Annotated in this window: 18 protein-coding genes and 1 riboswitch; of the genes, 10 read left to right on the forward strand and 8 right to left on the reverse strand. The window is 70.3% G+C overall.

Features of this window, described 5'->3' with window-relative positions:
• Positions 1–48: 48 nt before the first annotated feature.
• Positions 49–801 (reverse strand): helix-turn-helix domain-containing protein, encoded by a 753-nt coding sequence (locus NMK44_RS42645; RefSeq protein WP_374215244.1) that lies wholly within the window; start codon positions 799–801, stop codon positions 49–51.
• Between the two features lie 244 nt (positions 802–1,045).
• Between NMK44_RS42645 and NMK44_RS06555 the strand changes: the two genes are divergently transcribed.
• Genes NMK44_RS06555 through NMK44_RS06565 form a run of 3 tightly spaced genes read left to right on the forward strand, consistent with a single transcriptional unit; the run spans position 1,046 to position 3,484 of the window.
• Positions 1,046–1,714 carry a DUF4097 family beta strand repeat-containing protein gene (locus NMK44_RS06555; RefSeq protein ID WP_254739481.1) on the forward strand — a complete coding sequence of 223 codons (669 nt, stop codon included), beginning with the start codon at positions 1,046–1,048 and terminating at the stop codon, positions 1,712–1,714.
• A gap of 19 nt (positions 1,715–1,733) precedes the next feature.
• Entirely contained in the window at positions 1,734–2,696 is a 963-nt protein-coding gene (locus tag NMK44_RS06560) for an ATP-binding cassette domain-containing protein (protein ID WP_254739233.1), read from the forward strand.
• Positions 2,693–3,484 (forward strand): ABC transporter permease, encoded by a 792-nt coding sequence (locus NMK44_RS06565; protein WP_254739235.1) that lies wholly within the window; start codon positions 2,693–2,695, stop codon positions 3,482–3,484. The genes NMK44_RS06560 and NMK44_RS06565 overlap by 4 nt, the downstream gene beginning before the upstream one ends.
• A 107-nt stretch (positions 3,485–3,591) precedes the next feature.
• On the opposite strand, the gene NMK44_RS06570 is transcribed toward NMK44_RS06565, so the two are convergent.
• From NMK44_RS06570 to NMK44_RS06575, 3 genes are all read right to left on the reverse strand, one after another.
• Positions 3,592–4,383 carry an inositol monophosphatase family protein gene (locus tag NMK44_RS06570; RefSeq protein WP_254739237.1) on the reverse strand — a complete coding sequence of 264 codons (792 nt, stop codon included), beginning with the start codon at positions 4,381–4,383 and terminating at the stop codon, positions 3,592–3,594.
• Positions 4,384–4,470: 87 nt separating this feature from the next.
• Positions 4,471–4,548: a 50S ribosomal protein bL37 gene (locus tag NMK44_RS42650; RefSeq protein ID WP_370443954.1), complete on the reverse strand. Its 78-nt coding sequence runs from the start codon at positions 4,546–4,548 to the stop codon at positions 4,471–4,473.
• A gap of 205 nt (positions 4,549–4,753) precedes the next feature.
• Entirely contained in the window at positions 4,754–5,605 is an 852-nt protein-coding gene (locus tag NMK44_RS06575) for an arylamine N-acetyltransferase family protein (RefSeq protein ID WP_254739239.1), read from the reverse strand.
• A gap of 245 nt (positions 5,606–5,850) precedes the next feature.
• Between NMK44_RS06575 and NMK44_RS06580 the strand changes: the two genes are divergently transcribed.
• The 3 genes from NMK44_RS06580 (at position 5,851) to NMK44_RS06590 (ending at position 9,523) form a co-directional block, all read left to right on the forward strand.
• A complete protein-coding gene (locus NMK44_RS06580; protein WP_254739241.1) occupies positions 5,851–7,263 on the forward strand; it encodes a family 2B encapsulin nanocompartment shell protein in 1,413 nt (470 codons plus the stop codon).
• A 92-nt stretch (positions 7,264–7,355) separates the two neighbouring features.
• Complete coding sequence (locus NMK44_RS06585) at positions 7,356–8,609, forward strand: family 2 encapsulin nanocompartment cargo protein terpene cyclase (protein ID WP_254739243.1); 1,254 nt, start codon at positions 7,356–7,358, stop codon at positions 8,607–8,609.
• Positions 8,610–8,626: 17 nt separating this feature from the next.
• Entirely contained in the window at positions 8,627–9,523 is an 897-nt protein-coding gene (locus NMK44_RS06590; RefSeq protein WP_374215241.1) for a geranyl diphosphate 2-C-methyltransferase, read from the forward strand.
• A 45-nt stretch (positions 9,524–9,568) separates the two neighbouring features.
• Here NMK44_RS06590 and cobF read toward each other — a convergent pair whose 3' ends face one another.
• Positions 9,569–10,381, reverse strand: a complete 813-nt coding sequence (cobF, locus tag NMK44_RS06595; protein WP_254739247.1) for a precorrin-6A synthase (deacetylating) — start codon at positions 10,379–10,381, stop codon at positions 9,569–9,571.
• Positions 10,382–10,430: 49 nt separating this feature from the next.
• Positions 10,431–11,837 (reverse strand): short-chain fatty acyl-CoA regulator family protein, encoded by a 1,407-nt coding sequence (locus tag NMK44_RS06600; RefSeq protein WP_254739249.1) that lies wholly within the window; start codon positions 11,835–11,837, stop codon positions 10,431–10,433.
• A 310-nt stretch (positions 11,838–12,147) separates the two neighbouring features.
• On the opposite strand from NMK44_RS06600, the gene aceA reads away from it, so the two are divergent.
• From aceA to metE, 4 genes are all read left to right on the forward strand, one after another.
• Positions 12,148–13,431, forward strand: a complete 1,284-nt coding sequence (aceA, locus tag NMK44_RS06605; protein WP_254739251.1) for an isocitrate lyase — start codon at positions 12,148–12,150, stop codon at positions 13,429–13,431.
• A gap of 124 nt (positions 13,432–13,555) precedes the next feature.
• Positions 13,556–15,154 carry a malate synthase A gene (aceB, locus tag NMK44_RS06610; RefSeq protein ID WP_254739253.1) on the forward strand — a complete coding sequence of 533 codons (1,599 nt, stop codon included), beginning with the start codon at positions 13,556–13,558 and terminating at the stop codon, positions 15,152–15,154.
• A complete protein-coding gene (locus tag NMK44_RS06615) occupies positions 15,151–16,020 on the forward strand; it encodes a 3-hydroxybutyryl-CoA dehydrogenase (RefSeq protein WP_254739255.1) in 870 nt (289 codons plus the stop codon). Before aceB ends, NMK44_RS06615 begins: the two co-directional genes overlap by 4 nt.
• A gap of 139 nt (positions 16,021–16,159) precedes the next feature.
• Positions 16,160–16,378: riboswitch (cobalamin riboswitch) on the forward strand.
• Between the two features lie 165 nt (positions 16,379–16,543).
• Positions 16,544–18,862 carry a 5-methyltetrahydropteroyltriglutamate--homocysteine S-methyltransferase gene (gene metE / locus NMK44_RS06620; protein ID WP_254739257.1) on the forward strand — a complete coding sequence of 773 codons (2,319 nt, stop codon included), beginning with the start codon at positions 16,544–16,546 and terminating at the stop codon, positions 18,860–18,862.
• A gap of 87 nt (positions 18,863–18,949) precedes the next feature.
• Here metE and NMK44_RS06625 read toward each other — a convergent pair whose 3' ends face one another.
• Together NMK44_RS06625 and NMK44_RS06630 are read right to left on the reverse strand one after the other, a co-directional pair.
• Entirely contained in the window at positions 18,950–19,621 is a 672-nt protein-coding gene (locus NMK44_RS06625; RefSeq protein WP_254739259.1) for a hypothetical protein, read from the reverse strand.
• 96 nt (positions 19,622–19,717) lie between these two features.
• A complete protein-coding gene (locus NMK44_RS06630) occupies positions 19,718–20,380 on the reverse strand; it encodes a TetR/AcrR family transcriptional regulator (protein WP_254739261.1) in 663 nt (220 codons plus the stop codon).
• Positions 20,381–20,428 lie beyond the last annotated feature (48 nt).

Genomic DNA, 20,428 nt, shown 5'->3' on the forward strand with positions numbered 1-20,428 from the left:
ACGCCGCTCGTCGCCGCCAACACGTGCGCGGCGGCGGGCGGCGGTCCGTCAGCGGTCCGAGGGCGGCTCCGCAGCGCCGTCCTGAGGCGTTTCGGCTTTGGTGTAGAGGACCTCGCGGGCCTGCTCCGCGGCGCGGGTGATGCTCTCGGAGACGAAGTCGACGAAGCGGGCGATGTTCTCGAGGCGGTTGGCGGCCGGGGAGCCGTGGCCGAGGATGCCGACGCCCTGCCGTGCGACATCGCCGAGTTCGATGATGGACCGGGCACTGGCGATCATCGACTGGTACCACATGTCGTCGTCGACGAAATAGCGCTCACGGCGGCCTTCGGCGCGCTCACGGCGGACCAGGCCCTGACTCTCCAGGAACGCGATCGACTTGGAGATGGTCGCCGGGCTGACCTCGAGGTGCTGGACGAGTTCGGACGCGGTGAGGCTGCCCGCGTCGGTGGTGTAGAGGCAGACCAGCACCCGGGACATCATCTTGGACAGGCCCGATTGCATGAGGACGGTGGTGAACATCTCCTCGTACGCGCGCACCGCCTCGGTATCGCGTCCGTGGGCCCGTTGGGATGTCTTCCGGTCCCGGGGCGCGGCCTGCCTGCGGCGGTGGGCGCGCTGTTCGGTGGCCCGGTGCGCGAGGTCGGCGCGGTAGCCGGTGGGGCCGCCGTTGCGCATCACCTCACGCGTGATGGTCGAGGTCGGCCGGTCGAGACTTCTGGCGATCTCCGCGTAGGCGAGGCCGTCGGCCAGCCCCAGCGCGATCCGCTGACGCTCCTGCTGGGTGAGCCTGCCGCCGGGCATCCGGGCCCCCTTCATGGTCGGTGATGCCTCCAGCATAGCGTTCACCGTCAACTCATTGCAACGACACAGAGGGCGTTCGTTGCGTTAGATTCAAAACCATTGCAACGAAAACTTGCCTCTGAGCTGCACGAATGCCACTTGAGTGCAACTCTTTCGTTGCCGATCGAGCGAATGCAACGTAGCTTTTCCCATGTCAGAAACAACGGACGACGCCACGCGGAAGCGGCGGAAGCAGGAGAAGACGATGCAGAAGTTCGACACCCCCGCCCCGGTCTCGGCCCTCCTCGACATCCCCGCGGGACATATCCGGTTCATCGCCGCCGACCGTGCCGACACCACCGTCGAGATCCTCCCCGAGGACTCCGCCAAGAGCCGCGATGTGAAGGCGGCGGAGCAGACCGAGGTCGTCTACGCCGACGGTGTGCTGCGGATCGAGGCCCCCGCGGCGAAGAACCGGATCCTCGGCGCCACCGGATCGATCGAGGTGACCGTCCAGGTGCCCACCGGCTCGCATATCGAGGCGAAGACGGCCGCCGCGGAACTCCGCGGCGTCGGACGGCTCGGCGACGTCACCTTCGAAGGCGCCCAGGGCTCGGTCAAGCTCGACGAGACCGGAAGCACCCGCCTCGCCCTCCACGCGGGCGACATCTCGGTCGGCCGCCTGGGCGGCCCCGGCGACATCAGCACCCAGAAGGGCGATCTGCGCATCACCGAGGCCGTGCGCGGCACGGTGACCCTGCGCACCGGATACGGAGACGTCTCGATCGGTGCCGCCCCCGGAGTCTCCGCCTCCCTGGACGCGGGCACCTCCTACGGCCGGATCGACAACGCCCTCAGGAACGCCGACGGCGCCGCCGGCCTGAACATCCACGCGACCACCGCCTACGGCGACATCACCGCCCGCAGCCTGTAAGGAAGAAGGAGTCCCTCTCATGACCAACCCGGCCATCGCGGCGAACGGGCTGCGCAAGTCCTACGGTGACAAGACCGTCCTCGACGGTGTCGACCTGGTCGTACCGGAAGGCACGATCTTCTCCCTGCTCGGCCCGAACGGCGCGGGCAAGACCACCGCCGTCAAGATCCTCTCCACCCTCGTCTCCCCCGACCCCGCCAGTGGCCCCATCCAGGTCGGCGGCCACGACCTCGCCACCGATCCACAGTCCGTACGTGCCGCGATCGGTGTCACCGGACAGTTCTCCGCCGTCGACGGGCTGATCACCGGCGAGGAGAACATGCTCCTCATGGCGGATCTGCACCATCTCTCCAAGCGCGAACGGCTTTGTGTCACCGCCGAGTTGCTGGAGCGCTTCGACCTCACCGAGGCGGCGAGGAAGCCCGCCGCCACCTACTCCGGCGGTATGAAGCGCCGCCTCGACATCGCCATGACCCTGGTCGGCGACCCTCGGATCATCTTCCTCGACGAGCCGACCACCGGCCTCGACCCGCGCTCCCGGCACAACATGTGGCGGATCATCCGCGAACTGGTCTCCGACGGGGTCACCGTCTTCCTCACCACGCAGTACCTGGAGGAGGCCGACGAACTCGCCGACCGTATCGCAGTGCTCCACGACGGCAGGATCGCGGCCCAGGGCACCGCCGAGGAGCTGAAGCGGCTCGTCCCGGGCGGACACGTCCGGCTCCGCTTCACCGATCCGGCCGCGTACCAGAACGCCGCCTCCGCCCTGGGCGAGGCGTCCCGCGACGACGAATCACTCGCGCTGCAGATCCCCAGCGACGGCAGCCAGCGCGAACTGCGCTCCATCCTCGACTGGCTGGACTCGGCCGGTGTCGAGGCCGACGAACTGACCGTGCACACCCCCGACCTCGACGATGTCTTCTTCGCCCTGACCGGCGGCACCGGCATCCCCCACCAGCCCGAGGAGGCTGTCCGATGAGCCCGCTCACCCTCGCCGTACGCGACTCCGCCACCATGCTGCGCCGCAACCTCCTGCACGCCCGGCGCTATCCGTCGCTCACCCTGAACCTGCTGCTCACCCCGATCATGCTGTTGCTGCTCTTCGTCTACGTCTTCGGCGACACCATGAGCGCGGGCATCGGCGGCGACGGTCCGGACCGCTCGGAGTACATCGCCTACATCGTTCCGGGCCTGTTGCTGATGACGATCGGGAGCACCGTGGTCGGCACCGCGGTCTCCGTCTCCAACGACATGACCGAAGGCATCATCGCCCGCTTCCGCACGATGGCGATCCACCGCGGTTCGGTGATCCTGGGACATGTCATCGGCAGTGTGCTGCAGTCGGTCATCAGCGTGGTGCTCGTCGGCGGCGTCGCCGTGGCCATAGGCTTCCGCTCCACCGATGCCACCGTCCTGGAGTGGCTCGCGGCGTTCGGACTGCTGGTGCTCTTCGCCACCGCGCTCACCTGGATCGCGGTCGGCATGGGGCTGATCAGCCCGAACGCCGAGGCCGCCAGCAACAACGCGATGCCCCTGATCCTGCTGCCGCTCCTGTCCAGCGCCTTCGTGCCCATCGACGCGATGCCGGGCTGGTTCCAGCCGGTCGCCGAGTACCAGCCGTTCACACCCGCCATCGAGACCCTGCGCGGGCTGCTGCTCGGCACCGGGATCGGCCACAACGGATGGCTCGCCGTGGGCTGGTGCCTGGGCCTCGCGGTGCTCGGCTACCTCTGGTCGACCGCGAAGTTCAACGACGACCCGAAGTAACCGTCATGACGGCGCGGGCCATCTCCCGCAACGCGTCCGCCCGAGGGCGGCGTACACCGACACCCCGTCGATGTGCGCCGCCCCGTTCGCGTATGCCGGACGGACGCTCAGGGCCGGATCATCGACATCAGCAGATCGTGGGTCCCGGCGTCGGCGGCCACCACGAGCCCACGGCCCTCCTGACCGACCGGGCCGCCGTCGATCCCCGTGACGACACAGCCGGCCGCCCGGCACACGGCGATACCGGCGGCGAAGTGCACACTTCCGGAGAGGTCACCGCCATCGGTGACGTACGCGGCGCGCCGGCCGGCCGCGACCCAGGCCAATGCCAGCGTCGTGGACACCACCCGCGGCCGGAACCCCTCGATGAACCGCTGGTCCGCCAGCATCTCCACGGCCCGGAATCCGGGCGCTCCGGGAAACGGGGGATCCAGGTTGACATCCACCAGCCGGGTGGCGGACGTGGGTGCCAGCGGTACATCGGCCCCCTCGTGCCGCATCCAGGCGGTCTCACCGTCCGTGCAGAAGATCTCTCCGCTGAACGGGTCGGCCACCGCCGCCGCCCCGTCGCGCAGCGCCACGTTCACGGCCACCAGCATGTTGCCGACGGCGTAGTTCAGGGTGCCGCACAGAGGATCCACCAGCCACTCGCGCCCGGCAGCGGCGGCACCCTGCCGCCCGCCCTCCTCGCCGAGCACCGCGTCATCGGGCCGGGCCGCGCGGATGACATCGAGGATGGCCTTCTCGGCCGCCACATCGGCGGCGGTGGCGAAGTCCCCCGCGCCCTTGTCGATACGGGAGAGCGGCCGGCCGTACATCCCGCGCACCACATCCGCCCCGGTACGTGCCGCGGCTATCGCAACCTCGGAATCGTCAAGGCCCGCATATGAGTTGATCATTCCGCGGAGCCTAGCGAACCGACAACCGGAGAGAGGGCCCTCCCCGGACACCGGGGATCGGGCCCTCTCCTCGCGGTCACCCTCAGATCAGGACTGGGGGCGGCTTCCGTGGTTGGCGCCGTTCTTGCGCCTGGCCTTCTTCTTGCGACGTCGCTTCGACGACATGTCGTCTCCTTTCCAGGGATGTGTTCGCCGGATCCGCACGATCACATCGCCCTCTGATGGGTTGATCATCTCGCGCGTACCCAGCCCGCCACCGCTCATCCTGGATCGTGAATCACCTCACGCCGTGGAGGCACTCCGCCGACGGGCACGGGATACCGTGGGAACACGCAGAGTAGCCGCCGCCCGCGGGCCGGAGGTTCCGGGTCTAGGACACCTGGCTCATGGCTTCCCGGGCCAGGTGAACCTCACGGACCCGGTTCCACAGACCGTGGCGTTCCCTCTCGCTCAGGTCGTCGAGGGCCAGACCGAAACGGGCGCGAAGCACCGCGAACCATGCCTCGTCGGTGGTCAGCTCATGCTTGCGCCGGCCCTCGCCGTCGATCCGCGTCAGTACGCAGCCGCGCAGTACGTCGACTCCGTGGGCATCGCGCCGGAAAACACAGGCCGTGGTGGCGAAGGGGGATTCCGCAGAAGTGGACAGGTACTCATGCTGCGCCATGAAGTCGGCCGGCGATGCTGGCCCGGCCCGGAAGTCCATACCGGGAAACGACCCTTGGGGGTCGTGGTCGAAGCGCCATCCTCCGGGTGCGGCCTCCGAGGCACGGAGGCCGAACGTCATGCCTGCCTGGGAGTACGTTCCTTCGCGGAGTGGCATGGGGGTGTACAGCGCGTCGGCGAGGCCGACGTCCGCGAACCATGTGCGGCCCTCACATGCGACGGTCAGCGCGAGGTGGTTGCCATTCGCGCCCGCTGGTGAGTCCGCACCGGCCTGGACACCGGCCAGATGCCAGGTGACCCGGTACCCCAGGCTGGACAGCAGTGCGGCGAACGCCCCGTTGAGGTGGTAGCAGTAGCCACCCCTGCCGCCGAGTATGCGCTCGACCGACTCCCCCGGATCGATGGACGTCGGCCGGCCCAGCTGGATTTCCAGCGTCTCGTACGGGACTCTCTCCACGTGCGCCCGGTGCAGGGCGAACAACGCCGTGGTGGTCGGGCGCCCGGGGCGAGGTACCCGCAGACGCTCGAGATAGCGAAGGGTCGTCGCGCCGCTCAACATGGTGGAACGCTACGCGACGTGATCGCCGGTGGCTCCCCGCACCGCGGCTCCTCGGACAAACATCGCGCCGCGCAAGATCATCTTATCGAGTTAATACCCCTGGCTTCTCAGGGCCGACCGGGTGCACCGGCCGCTAGGGTTCCGGAGGATCTGGATGGATTCCTGGATGTTTGCCCCCTCCTCTTCTCTTGCCCGGTGACCGGCATGCCCACCTGCCACCGCCCTTACGAAGGAGAGCTCGCCCGATGACCGTTGATACCAGCCCGGAAGCAGCGCCGGAGCCGCACCGGCAGTCCAGCCTGAGCACCGCGGCTGCCCGCAACCTCGCCACCACGACCAAGTCCGCCCCGCAGATGCAGGGGATCACCTCGCGCTGGCTGCTGCGGACACTCCCCTGGGTGGAGGTCAAGGGCGGCACCTACCGGGTGAACCGTCGGCTGAGCTACACCGTCGGCGACGGCCGGATCGAGTTCGTCCAGGACGGCGCGAGCGTCCGGGTGATCCCCCGCGAACTCGGTGAACTGGCCCTGCTGCGCGGCTTCGAGGACGTGGCGGTGCTGACCGCGATCGCCGACCGGTGCGTCCAGCGCGACTTCCGCGCCGGTGAGACGCTGGTCGAACGCGGCGCGCCCGCCGAGCACTTCCACCTGATCGCCCACGGCCGCGTGAGTCAGACCTCCGTCGGCAAGTACGGGGACACGACGTCCGTGGCCGTACTGGCGGACGGCGACCGGTTCGGGGAGAACGTCCTGCTGGACGATGACGCCCGGTGGGACTGCACCGCCACCGCCGAGACCTCCGGCACCCTGCTCACCCTGTCCCGCGCCGACTTCGCATCCGTACTGTCCGGGGCACCTGGCCTGCGGGCCCATGTCGAGCGGTTCACCTCATCGCGCGGTCAGCGACAGAACCACCGGGGCGAGGCCGAGATCGCCCTGTCCGCCGGACACACCGGCGAACCCGCGCTGCCCGGCACGTTCGTGGACTACGAGCTGAAGCCGCGGGAGTACGAACTCTCCGTCGCGCAGACCGTTCTGCGGATCCACACCAGGGTCGCCGACCTCTACAACGAACCGATGAACCAGACCGAGGAGCAGCTCAGGCTCATCATCGAGGCGCTGCGCGAGCGCCAGGAGCACGAGCTGGTCAACAACCGGGAGTTCGGTCTGCTCCACAACGCCGACTTCAAGCAGCGCATCCAGACCCACTCCGGTCCGCCCACCCCGGACGACCTCGACGAACTGCTCTGCCGCCGCCGCGGCTCCAAGTTCTTCCTCGCCCATCCGAGGACGATCGCGGCGATCGGACGTGAGTTCAACTCCCGCGGTCTGTACCCGAACCACGTCGATCTCGGCGGACAGCAGGTCCCGGCCTGGCGCGGGGTCCCGATCCTGCCGTGCAACAAGATCCCGGTCAGCAAGGAGAACACCAGCTCCATCCTCGTCATGCGCACCGGCGAGGACAACCAGGGCGTCATCGGTCTGCACCGGACCGGTCTGCCGGAGGAGTACGAACCGGGCCTTTCGGTGCGCTTCATGGGCATCGACGAGAGGTCGATCATCTCCTACCTCGTCTCCACCTACTACTCCGCCGCGATCCTGGTGCCGGACGCACTCGGGGTGCTGGAGAACGTGCAGATCGCCCGCAGCCAGGACTAGCCGACCTCCGCGACCCCGCTCCGGGCCCGCTCCGGTCCCGCCGAGCACGCCCGATTCCCGGGACAGCCACCCACCTCATCGAGGAGCCATGGATGCCCTCCCCTGAGCCTTCCCCTCCGCCCTCCGGGGCGCACATCCTCACCAGGGCCGCGGCCCGTGCCCGCGACATCAAGGCCACCACCGGCGCGCGCCCTCCGGCGGTTTCCCCCGCCGCGGAGGTGCGGAAGCCCGACGCCGATCTGCGACGGCTGCTGCGCGGGCCCAGTGGCCTGGGCACCGCGGGTCTGCATCTGGCCCGGCCCGCCGAGCCGCCGACGCCACCGATCGCACCGACGACACCGCTGGCGGTTCCCGCCACTCCGGCGGAAGGCCACCCGATCCCGGGCCTGTACCACCACCCGGTACCGGAGCCCGACCCCGTGCGGGTGGAGGAGGTCAGCCGGCGGATCAAGTCCTGGGCGCTGGACGAGGTCGAACTCTACCCCGATGACTGGGAGGACCAGTTCGACGGCTTCTCCGTCGGGCGTTACATGGTCGCCTGTCATCCGGACGCCCCCACCGTCGACCACCTGATGCTCGCCACACGTCTGATGGTGGCCGAGAACGCGGTGGACGACTGCTACTGCGAGGACCACGGAGGCTCACCGGTCGGACTCGGTGAACGCCTGCTGCTGGCGCACACCGCGCTCGATCCCCTGCACACCACCGAGGAGTACCAGCCGCCGTGGGCGGAGTCGCTCCACTCGGACGCGCCCCGCCGCGCCTACCGCTCCGCCATGGAGTACTTCTCCCATCTGGCCACCCCCTCCCAGGCCGACCGGTTCCGGCACGACATGGCCCGTCTGCACCTGGGGTACCTCGCCGAGGCCGCCTGGGCGCAGGCGGACCACGTCCCCGAGGTGTGGGAGTACCTGGCGATGCGCCAGTTCAACAACTTCCGCCCGTGCCCCACCATCACCGACGCCGTCGGCGGCTATGAACTCCCGGCCGATCTGCACGCCCAGCCCGCCATGCAGCGGGTCATCGCGCTCGCGGGAAACGCCACCACCATCGTGAACGACCTGTACTCGTACACCAAGGAACTCGCAAGCCCCGGCCGCCATCTGAACCTGCCCGTGGTGATCGCCGAACGTGAGGGCCTCGGTGAACGCGACGCCTATCTGAAGGCGGTCGAGGTCCACAACGACCTCATGCACACCTTCGAGGCCGAGGCCGCGGCCGTGGCCGCCGCCTGTCCCGTCCCGAGCGTGCAGCGCTTCCTGCGGGGCGTGGCCGTGTGGGTCGACGGCAACCACTACTGGCACCAGACCAACACCTTCCGCTACAGCCTGCCCGATTTCTGGTAAGAAGAATGGACTCATCTGTGACCAGCACCGAGCTCACCACCGACGTCGCCGCCGCCAACGGCAGCTCCGTGTTCATCCCGTCCCCGGCGACGCCCTACCAGGGCGACATCGCCCGCTATTGGGACCGCGAGGCCAGGCCCGTGAACCTCCGCCTCGGCGATGTCGACGGCCTCTACCACCACCACTACGGCATCGGCGACGTCGACCACACCGCCCTCGGCGACCCCGAGGACAGCACCTACGAGAAGAAGCTGATCGCCGAGTTGCACCGCCTGGAGTCGGCACAGGCCGAACTCCTCCTGGACCACCTCGGTCCCATCGGGCGCGATGACACGCTCGTGGACGCGGGCTGCGGCCGCGGCGGCTCGATGGTCATGGCCCACCAGCGGTTCGGGTGCGGGGTCGAGGGCGTCACGCTCTCGACCAAGCAGGCCGACTTCGCCAACCAGCGCGCCCGCGAACTCGGTATCGACGACCGCGTCCGCGCCCGCGTCTGCAACATGCTCGGTACGCCCTTCAAGACCGGGCAGGCCGCGGCCTCGTGGAACAACGAGTCGAGCATGTACGTCGACCTGGACGACCTCTTCGCCGAACACTCCCGCATCCTCGAGGTCGGCGGCCGCTATGTGACCATCACCGGCTGCTGGAACCCGCGTTACGGGCAGCCCTCGAAGTACGTCTCGCAGATCAACGCGCACTTCGAGTGCAACATCCACTCCCGCCGGGAGTATCTGCGCGCCATGGCCGACAACCGCCTCGTACCGCAGACCATCATCGACCTCACCCCCGCGACCCTGCCCTACTGGGAGTTGCGCGCCACGTCCTCGCTGGTCACCGGTATCGAGGAGGCGTTCATCAACTCCTACAAGGACGGCTCGTTCCAGTACATGCTGATCGCGGCCGACCGCGTCTGATCGCACACCCGCCGACCGCACGCCTGCTGAAAGGGCCGGGCCCTTTCAGCAGGCCGTCGGTGTGCCGCCGTCGTCCTCCCTCTCGTGGACGACGCGCAGGAGGTAGGTGTCCATGATCCAGCCGTGCCGGGCACGTGCTTCGGCACGGATCCGGCTGATGCGCTCCGCGACCTCCGACAGCCGTCCGGAGACGAGGAGTTCATCGGGTGTGCCGATATAGGCGCCCCAGTAGATCCACACATCATCGCCCTCGAACCGGGTGAACGACTCATGGGCGTCGAGCATCACCACGATGTCGCCGTCGTCGTTGGCGCACACCTCAGGGAGCCGGCGCGCGGGGGTGATGTGCAGGGGGCGTCCGACCTGGTTCAGGGTGATGCCGTGCCGCGCGGCCAGCGCGGAGACACTGCTGATACCGGGGAACACCTCGGTGTCGAAGGCGACCGTGCCCCGCGCCTCGATCTCGGACAGGATCCCCAGGGTGCTGTCGTACAGGGCCGGGTCACCCCATACGAGGAACGCGCCGGTCTCCCCCGGTGCCAGCTCGTCCCGGATGAACCGTTCATAGACATCGGCGCGCCGAGCCCGCCAGTCGTGGACCGCGGCGGTGTACTCACCGCTCCCCTCCCTCGTCCGGTCGCGCCACGGGTCCTCCGCCTCCACGAGGCGGTAGGACTCCCGGGCGTGCTCGTCGAGCATGCCGCGCCGCAGATCGGTGAGGGCGGACTTGTCCTGTCCCTTGCCGAGGAGGAAGAAGACATCGGCGCGGCGGATGGCCTTCACCGCCGCGAGGGTCAGATGGTCCGGGTCACCGGCTCCGATGCCGATGACGAGGAGGTGGCGTGGGTCCGTGGTCATGGGTGCTGTGGCCTTCCGGGCGACGGGCGACGGTAGGGGGTGCGGATCCTCACTTCACGGGCCGCGCCACCGGATACGGCACGAAGGTGCTGCTGTGCTGGTCGATCCGGAGCGAGTGGCCGAGGGGCGGAGCGGCGCGCTGGGGGCAGTCGAGGCGTTCGCAGACGCGGCAGCCCATGCCGATGGGCGTGGCGGCGGAGGCGTTGTCGAGGTCGAGGCCGTCGGAGTAGACGACGCGGTGGGCGTGCCGGATCTCGCAGCCCAGCCCGATGGCGAAGGTCTTGCCGGGTTCGCCCCAGCCGCCCCGGTGCCGGGTGACCGCGCGGGCCGTCCACAAGTAGCGCTGGCCGTCGGGCATTTCGGCGATCTGGACATGGATGCGGCCGGGGGCGGCGAACGCCTCGTAGACGTTCCACAGCGGGCAGGTGCCGCCCGCCCGGGAGAAGTGGAAGCCGGTGGCGGACTGCCGCTTGGACATGTTGCCCGCCCGGTCGACGCGGACGAAGGAGAAGGGCACTCCGCGCAACCGGGGGCGCTGGAGGGTGCTCAGCCGGTGGCAGACGGTCTCGTAGCCGAGGCCGTAGCGGTCGCTGAGCCGTTCGATGTCGTAGCGCACCTCCTCGGCCGCGGTGTGGAAGGCGCGGTAGGGCAGGATCAGCGCGGCCGCGAAGTAGTTGGCGATGCCGATACGGGCCAGGGCGTGCGCGGGGGAACCGGACGGGAAGTCCTCGACCGCCTGCCGGTCGATCTCATCGCCGTATTCGAGCAGGGCGAGCTGGGTCGCCATCCGGAAGGCGCGCTGTCCGGGGCGCATCCGGGTGGACAGCCGCAGGGTGCGGGCCGGTTCGTCGTAGTGGTGCAGACGGTCCCCGGTCTCGGTGGCCAGCCGGACTCCGTGGCGGTCGGCGAGGCGGGCCGTCAGGGCGGGGAGCACCTCGCCCGGCCGGATCCCGGTCTCCTGGGAGAGCCGCTCGGCCGCGAGGTCGGTGTCATGGAGGTAGTTCCGGCGGCGGTAGAAGAAGTCCCGGATCTCCTCATGGGGTGAGCGGGGTTCCTCCTGGTCCGCACCGCGGCCTTCGGTGGCCCCGGCGAGCCGTTCGGCCAGGCGCTGGTTGCGGCGGCCGAGGCCCAGCAGTACTTGGGCGACCCCGGGCATCCGGGTGGCGAGGTCGGTGAGGTCCGTGGCGGACACCCGGGAGTCGGCCAGCTCACCGGCCAGCGCCTCGCGGAGGTCCGCCACCAGCCGGGTCGTGTCACGTTCGGAGAAGAAACCCGGGTCGATACCGAAGGCTTCGGTCAGACGCAGCAGGACCGGCACGGTGAGCGGGCGGGAGTCATGCTCCATCTGGTTCAGATAGCTGGGTGAGATGGCCAGGACACGGGCCATCTCCGCCTGGCTCATCCGGCGCTCCTCACGCAGCCGTCGCAGGCGCGCCCCCGCGTACGTCTTGCTCACCGTGTGATCCTCCGGGTCCGGGTCCGCCCAGCCTAGGCCATCCAGCCGGTCCAGCGACCTTCGCAATGTTGGCAAACGGCGAGTGGAAGATTTGCAGAAGTTGGCAGACGTCCCTCATTGATGGCACTCAGTGCCAGTGTCAGAGTCTTCAGCACGGCCCGCCGGATCCCGGCGATACCGGCACCATTGCTCAGCTCCTCCCGGTGTGACGGCGGGCCGTGGAGCAGCCACACGACACACAGTGCCAGCCCTCTTCTCCTGTGAGGCGAGGAGTTGGCAGTCAGCACAGACCGAGGAGACGGTGACAGTCATGGCAGAGGCGAGGACGCGGGCGGCCGAGGAACTGGCGCGGCGCTGGGCCACCGACCCCCGGTGGCAGGGCGTGGAGCGCACCCACACCGCCGAGGACGTGGTCCGGCTGTCCGGCAGTGTCCGCGAGGAGCACACCCTGGCCCGGCGCGGCGCCGAACGCCTGTGGCGCCAACTGCACGAGCGGGACTATGTGCACGCGCTGGGCGCGCTCACCGGCGGACAGGCCGTGCAGCAGGTGAAGGCCGGCCTCCAGGCGATCTATCTGTCCGGGTGGCAGGTGGCGGCCGACGCCAACCAGGCCGGGCACACCTACCCCGACCAGAGCCTGTACCCGGCCAACTCGGTGCCGCAGGTGGTGCGCCGGATCAACAACGCGCTGCTGCGCGCCGACCAGATCGCCACCGCCGAGGGGGCCGGTGACACCACCGACTGGCTGGCCCCGATCGTGGCCGACGCCGAGGCCGGGTTCGGCGGTCCGCTCAACGCGTTCGAGCTGACCAAGGCGATGATCGCGGCCGGTGCGGCCGGTATCCACTACGAGGACCAGCTCGCCTCGGAGAAGAAGTGCGGCCACCTCGGCGGCAAGGTGCTCGTGCCGACCTCGCAGCACATCCGCACCCTGAACGCGGCCCGGCTGGCCGCGGACATCGCCGATGTCCCCACCGTCATCGTCGCCCGCACCGACGCGCTCGCGGCCAGCCTGCTCACCAGCGACGTCGATGAGCGGGACGCCGAGTTCGTCACCGGGGAGCGCACCGCGGAGGGCTTCTACCGGGTGCGAGGCGGTATGGCCCCGGTCATCGCCCGTGGTCTGGCCTACGCCCCGTACGCCGACCTCATCTGGGTCGAGACCGGCACCCCGGACCTGGCCCAGGCACGCGAGTTCGCCGAGGCCATCCACGCGCGGTACCCGGACCGGATGCTGGCGTACAACTGCTCGCCGTCGTTCAACTGGAAGGCGGCCCTGGACGACGACCAGATCGCCAAGTTCCAGCGGGAGCTGGGGGCGATGGGCTACCGCTTCCAGTTCATCACCCTCGCCGGTTTCCACTCCCTCAACCACGGCATGTTCGACCTGGCCCGGGGCTATGCCGAGCACGGCATGACCGCGTACGTCGACCTCCAGGAGCGCGAGTTCGCCGCGCAGGAGCACGGGTTCACGGCGGTGAAGCACCAGCGGGAGGTCGGCACGGGCTACTTCGACCTGGTCTCCACCGCGGTCAACCCCGCCTCCTCCACCACCGCGCTCACCGGCTCCACCGAGGAAGAGCAGTTCCACTAGGTCCGTCTCCGGGCGCCCGTCCGATCCGCCCGTCCGATCCGCCTGGCCGATCCGCCTGGCCGAGCGGGGGTCGTACGGCTTTCCCCGTCCGACCCCCGCTCCCTCCCTCCTCCAGGAGAACCCGATGTCCCTCAGCGCACCGACCCGTCGTGTCCACGTCCTCGCGGCTCCGGGCGACCGCCACGACGAGATCCTCACCCCCGCCGCACTCGACTTCGTCGGCCGGCTGGCCGCGCTGTTCGGCGCGCGCCGCCAGGAGCTCCTGAGAGAACGCCGCCGCCAGGTGCTGCGCCTGGCCAGCGGCTCCCCGCTGGACTTCCCCCTGGTCACCTCCGCCGTCCGCGAGGATCCGTCCTGGCGCGTGGCACCGCCAGCCCCCGGACTGACCGACCGCCGCGTGGAGATCACCGGCCCGCCGGACCGGCGGATGGCGGTCAACGCCCTCAACTCCGGTGCCCGGGTGTGGATGGCCGACTTCGAGGACGCCACCGCGCCCACCTGGGACAATGCCATCCGCGGCCAGCTGACCCTGCTCGATGCCATCGAGCGGCGTATCGACTTCACCAGCGCGGACGGCAAGGAGTACCGGCTCGCCGACCGCGACCGGCTCGCCACGATCGTCGTCCGGCCGCGCGGCTGGCACCTCGACGAGGCACATCTGGAGATCGACGGCCGTCCGGTGCCCGCCGCGCTCGTCGACTTCGGCCTGTACTTCTTCCACTGCGCCCAGCGGCAGATCGACGCCGGGCACGGACCGTACTTCTATCTGCCGAAGCTGGAGAACCGCTACGAGGCTCGGCTCTGGAACGACATCTTCCGTGCCGCGCAGGATCTGCTGGGCATCCCCCGGGGCACCGTCCGCGCCACCGTCCTCATCGAGACGATCACCGCCGCGTTCGAGATGGAGGAGATCCTCTACGAGCTGCGCGAGCACAGCTCCGGTCTCAACGCGGGCCGCTGGGACTATCTGTTCAGCCTGATCAAGACCTTCGGCCACCGCACCGACTTCCTGCTGCCGGACCGCGCGAAGGTGACGATGGCGGCACCCTTCCTGCGCGCCTACACCGAACTGCTGGTGCACACCTGCCACAAGCGGGGCGCCCACGCCATCGGCGGGATGGCCGCGCAGGTGCCGGGCAAGGACCCGGCCGCGCACGAGGCGGCGCTCGCCACGGTGCGGCTGGACAAGGAGCGCGAGGCCGAGGACGGATTCGACGGCTCCTGGGTCGCCCATCCCGGACTGGTGCCGGTGTGCCGCGAGGTGTTCGACGGGGTGCTGGGCGACCGGCCCCATCAGCTCGACCGGACGCGCGACGATGTGGAGGTGACGGCGGTGGACCTGCTGTCGGTGCGCCGGATCAGCGGACCGCCCACACCGGAGGGCGTGCGCACCAACGTCTCGGTGGCGGTGCGCTACTACGCCGCCTGGCTGCGTGGCCAGGGCGCCGTCGCCCTCGACGGCCTGATGGAGGACGCGGCCACCGCCGAGATCGCCCGGGTGCAGATCTGGCAGTGGCTGCGGCACCGGGTGATCGACCGGGCGACGGTGCTGCGCCTGCTGGACGACGAAGTGGCCGCGCTCGGCGCCGCGTATCCATGGGCACCGTGCGATGAGGTGCGGGCTCTCTTCGAACGCACTGCGCTGTGCGGTGAGTTGCCGCTGTTCTTCACCCCGGACGCCTACGCCGCCCACCTCGTGCGCCGTGCGGAGGCACGGGCATGAGCGGGGACATCCGGCGCGTGGGAGTGGTCGGCGGCGGTCAGATGGGCGCGGGTATCGCCGAGGTGTGCGCACGGGCCGGGCTGGACACGGTGGTCTGCGAGGCCGACGCCACCGCTGCCCACGCCGCCCGGGAGCGCGTCACCGCCTCGCTGGACCGGGCCGTGGAGCGGGGCAGGCTGGAGCGGACCGCGGCCCGGGACGCCCTGTCCCGCCTGGTCTTCACCGGCAGTCTGGAGGACCTCTCCGACCGGCAGCTCGTCATCGAGGCGGTGATCGAGAACGCCGGTGCCAAAGCCGAGGTGTTCACCGCGCTCGACAAGATCGTCGAGGATCCGGCGGCCGTGCTGGCCACCAACACCTCCTCGATCCCCGTGATGCGCCTGGGCATGGCCACCAGCCGCGCCGACCGGGTCGTCGGACTGCACTTCTTCAACCCGGTCCCGGTGCTGCCCCTGGTGGAGGTGGTGACCTCGCTGCACACCGCCCCGGCGACGGTCACCGCCGTCGAGGAGTTCGCGGCCCGCACCCTCGGCAAGACGGTCATCCACTCCCGGGACCGCGCCGGCTTCGTCGTCAACGCCCTGCTGATTCCCTATCTGCTCTCGGCCGTCCGGATGGCGGAGTCCGGCTTCGCCACCGCCGCCGACATCGACGCGGGCATGGAGCTGGGCTGCGCCCACCCCATGGGCCCGCTCAAGCTGGCGGACCTGATCGGGCTCGACACGCTCGCCTCGATCGCCGGCTCGCTCTACGACGAGTTCAAGGAACCCCTCTACGCGCCGCCCCCGCTGCTCCAGCGGATGGTGGAGGCGCGGCTGCTGGGCCGCAAGACCGGCCGCGGGTTCCATGGGTACGGCCAGGGGTGAGCGACCCGGCGGACCGGGTTGAGGGGCCCGGCCGCCGGGTGCGGGGGCCCGGCCCGCCGGGCCCCCGCGTACCGATGGGGTGTCCCACTTCACCCTCCGCATGCTGGACGGATCCCACCACATCGGCGGGCGGCCCCTTAGGGTGGCCGGTGCAGCTGGTTCGCCCCGTCCGCCAGACGGGAGGCGTCGCAAGAGGGAACCCGGTGGGAATCCGGGACTGCCCCGCAGCGGTGAGCGGGAACGACCGCCGTCATACGCACTGGGCCCGAGAAGGGCCTGGGAAGCGACGGCCAGTAGGTGTCCTCCCCTTGAGGACGTGCCCGTGAGTCCGAAGACCTGCCAACTGCCCGGGTGCGTACGACGCGTACCCGGACATCCCGGTGACCTCGAGGGCGGGTCGGCGTACATACCAGGTGGACGATCGCGCCGTACCACGCGAGGTCGGCCGGCCCGGTACGTCACCCCTTCGCGCTCTCGTCCCGTCCCCGGGATCTCAGGGATCCATCTCGCGAAGGAGATCTCCGTGACCACCGAGTCCGCAGCCGCGGCAGCACGGGCCACCGTGTACGGCTACCCCCGTCAGGGCCGGAGCCGGGAACTGAAGAAGGCGATCGAGGGCTACTGGAAGGGCCGGATCACCGCCGACGCCCTCCGTGACACCGCCGCTCAACTGCGCCGGACGAACTGGCGGCAGCTCGCCGGAGCGGGTGTCCACGAGGTGCCCACCGGTGACTTCTCGTACTACGACCATGTCCTGGACACCACCGTCATGGTGGGCGCGATCCCCGACCGCCACCGGGACGCCGTCGCGGCCGATCCGCTCGACGGCTACTTCGCGATGGCGCGCGGCACCCAGGACGTGGCCCCGCTGGAGATGACCAAGTGGTTCGACACCAACTACCACTATCTGGTCCCCGAGCTGGGGCCGGACACGGTCTTCACGGCCGACTCCGCCAAGCAGGTCGCCGAGCTGACGGAGGCGCTGGCCCAGGGGCTGACGGCCCGTCCGGTCCTGGTCGGCCCCGTCACCTATCTGCTGCTGGCCAAGCCCGCGCCCGGGGTGGCCGCGGACTTCGACCCGCTCACCCTCCTGGACCGGCTGCTGCCGGTGTACGCCGAGGTCCTGGCCGATCTGCGGGCCGCGGGGGCGCAGTGGGCGCAGCTCGACGAACCCGCGCTCGTCCAGGACCGCACCCCGGCCGAACTCAACGCCGCGGCCCGCGCCTACCGCGACCTCGGCGCCCTTCCCGACCGGCCCAAGCTGCTCATCGCCTCCTACTTCGACCGTCTTGGCGAGGCCCTGCCCGTCCTGGCCAAGGCCCCGGTGGAGGGTCTGGCCCTGGACTTCACCGAGGCCGCCGCCGCCAACCTCGAGGATCTCGCGGCTGTCGGCGGTCTGCCCGGCAAGCGCCTGGTCGCCGGGGTGGTCAACGGCCGCAACATCTGGGTGAACGACCTCTCGGCCTCACTCTCGACGCTGGGCACCCTGCTGGGGCTGGCGGGCCAGGTCGATGTGTCCGCGTCCTGCTCGCTGCTGCACGTCCCGCTGGACGCCGCCATGGAGCGCGATATCGCGCCGCAGATCCTGCGCTGGCTCGCCTTCGCACGGCAGAAGACACAGGAGATCGTCACCCTCGCCAAGGGCCTCGCCCGGGGAACCGACACGATCGCCGCCGAACTCTCCGCGAACCGCGCCGATCTGGCCTCCCGAGCCGGTTCGCCGATCACCCATGACCCCGCCGTCCGGGCGCGCGCTGCCGCCACCACCGGGGCCGACGCCCGCCGGTCCCAGCCGTACGCCGAGCGGTCCGCCGCCCAGCGCGACCGTCTGGGCCTGCCGCTGCTGCCCACCACGACCATCGGCTCGTTCCCGCAGACCGATGAGCTGCGCACCGCGCGGGCCGACCTCCGCGCGGGCCGGATCGACACCGCCGGGTACGAGGAGCGGATCGCGGCCGAGATCCAGGCGGTGATCTCCTTCCAGGAGAAGGCCGGACTGGACGTCCTGGTGCACGGCGAGGCCGAGCGCAACGACATGGTGCAGTACTTCGCCGAGCGGCTCACCGGCTACCTCGCCACCCAGCACGGCTGGGTCCAGTCCTACGGGACCCGCTACGTCCGCCCACCGCTGCTGACCGGGGACATCTCCCGCCCCGAACCGATGACGGTGCGCTGGACGGCCTACGCCCAGTCCCTCACCGACCGCCCGGTCAAGGGCATGCTCACCGGACCGGTGACCATGCTGGCGTGGTCCTTCGTCCGCGACGACCAACCGGTCGCGGAGACCGCCCGCCAGGTGGCACTCGCCCTGCGGGACGAGGTGAACGATCTGGAGGCCGCCGGATCCTCCGTCATCCAGGTCGATGAACCCGCGCTGCGCGAGACGCTGCCGCTGCGCGCCGCCCACCGCCCGGGCTATCTGGCCTGGGCCACCGAGGCGTTCCGGCTCACCACCTCCGGGGCGCGTCCGGACACCCAGATCCACACCCATATGTGCTACGCCGAGTTCGGCGACATCGTCCAGGCGATCGACGACCTCGACGCCGATGTCATCAGCCTGGAGGCGGCCCGCTCCCATATGCAGGTCGCCCGCGAACTGGCCGCCCACGGCTATCCGCGTGAGGCCGGCCCCGGTGTGTACGACATCCACTCTCCGCGCGTACCGAGCGCGGAGGAAGCGGCCGGACTCCTGCGGACCGGTCTGCGGGCCATCCCGGCCGAGCGGCTGTGGGTCAACCCCGACTGCGGTCTGAAGACCCGCGGCTGGCCGGAGACGCGCGACTCCCTGGAGAACCTGGTCACCGCGGCCCGCACGGTCCGCGGTGAGCTGTCCGCCTCCTGACGGCAACCGACGGCCGGGGCCGGGACGCCCGACCGGGTGTCCCGGCCCCGCGCCATGTCCGCGCCCGCGCACCGCCGTCGGAAACGCTCAGGCCGCGCCCCTGACCGGTTCCCTCACCGCGCCGGTGGTCCGGGCCACCATCAGCCGGCGGTGGACCACAGGGCCGAGGAGGGCTGTGGTGACCGCGATGGCGGCCGCGGCGACGTAGGTGGCGTTGTCCATGGAGGCGCCCAGGAGCAGTTGGACCAGGAGCGCACCGATGACCAGGGTCAGCTTGGCGAGCATCAGGCGCGGTGCGGAGAGGGCGGGGCGGGCCGAGGGATGGACGGCGCGGGCCCGGGTGCGGTGGGCCCGGCGGATCTGTGCGGGGATGCTGAGGAGGAGCAGCAGCAGACCGGCGGCGGGCATGACCGGTGACCGGCTGGTGTCCGGGTCCAGCAGGTGGCCGAGGAGATTGCTGGCGCCGAAGGCGGCCGTGATGATGACGACCCTGGCGGTGATCAGCTGGGCGATGACCGGTGCGGGGCGGGTCGCCTCGTAGAGCTTGTGGGTGAGGTGGCGGTCGGCCCGCAGGAACACGGGCGGGAGGATCAGCAGGATGGCGAGGGTACGCAGCGCATGCTCCCATGCCGGTGCGTTGCCCTCGCCGACCCAGGTGAACGCCATGAAGATGCCGATGCCCGCGTAGCGCACACGCAGTCTGCGGGCGCCGGGGGCCGCTGTGTCACGGGGGTGGCCGGTCTCGCGGTGAGCGTTCATGAAAAGTGTTTCCTCCGGGGGCAGCAGGTGGGCGTTCACCGGACGGTGCGGGGCACCGGGTCGGTGTGACGGTGCCCCGCGGATGGCGCGCCGGGCTCAGCCGGCCTCGGTGGCGCCGGGCGCCGTACCGCCGGTGATGCCCGCGAACAGCCACTTCAGGGCGTCGCTGAAGAGGTCTTCGGGCACGCTGCCGGGGTCGATGCGCCGCTGGCGCACAAGGCCGTCGAACAGGGCCGCCACCACGGTGGCCACGGCTTCGGCGGGGACGGTGGCCGGGGCGCCGTGCTGGGCCAGGGAAGTGCTGATCACCTGTTCCAGCGCCTGCCGGGGGCCGCGCAGATTGGCCGCCATGGTGTCCAGGACATGGGGGTTGCGGACTGCGTAGAGCCAGAACTCGGCCTGCAGCGGGGCGAAGTCGATGTCCTTGTCGGCGACGTCGATCAGGAGCCGTCCGACGTCGGCGGCGGCTTCGCCGGTACCCGCTGGATGACGCTCCAGCGCCTGGGCCGCTTCGGCGATGCGGTCGGTCTGGCGGTGGGAGAGCAGTTCGAGGAAGAGCGCCTCCTTGCTGCCGAAGTTGGAGTACAGCGCGCCGATGGAGAACCCCGCCGCCTCGGCGATCTCCTCCACGGAGGCGCCGGTGAAGCCCTTGCGCGCGAAGACCCGCGCCGCCGCCTCCAGCAGGAGCTCCCGGGTGCGGGCCTTGGCCTCCGCCCGGCTCAGCCGCCGCCGGACAGGTTCATCACTCTCAGTGTTCACATTGACGATGCTATTCGCATAGGGAGCGCTATGTCAATGCTCGGATAG

This window comes from Streptomyces cucumeris, assembly GCF_024295805.1.
Lineage (GTDB): Bacteria > Actinomycetota > Actinomycetes > Streptomycetales > Streptomycetaceae > Streptomyces > Streptomyces cucumeris.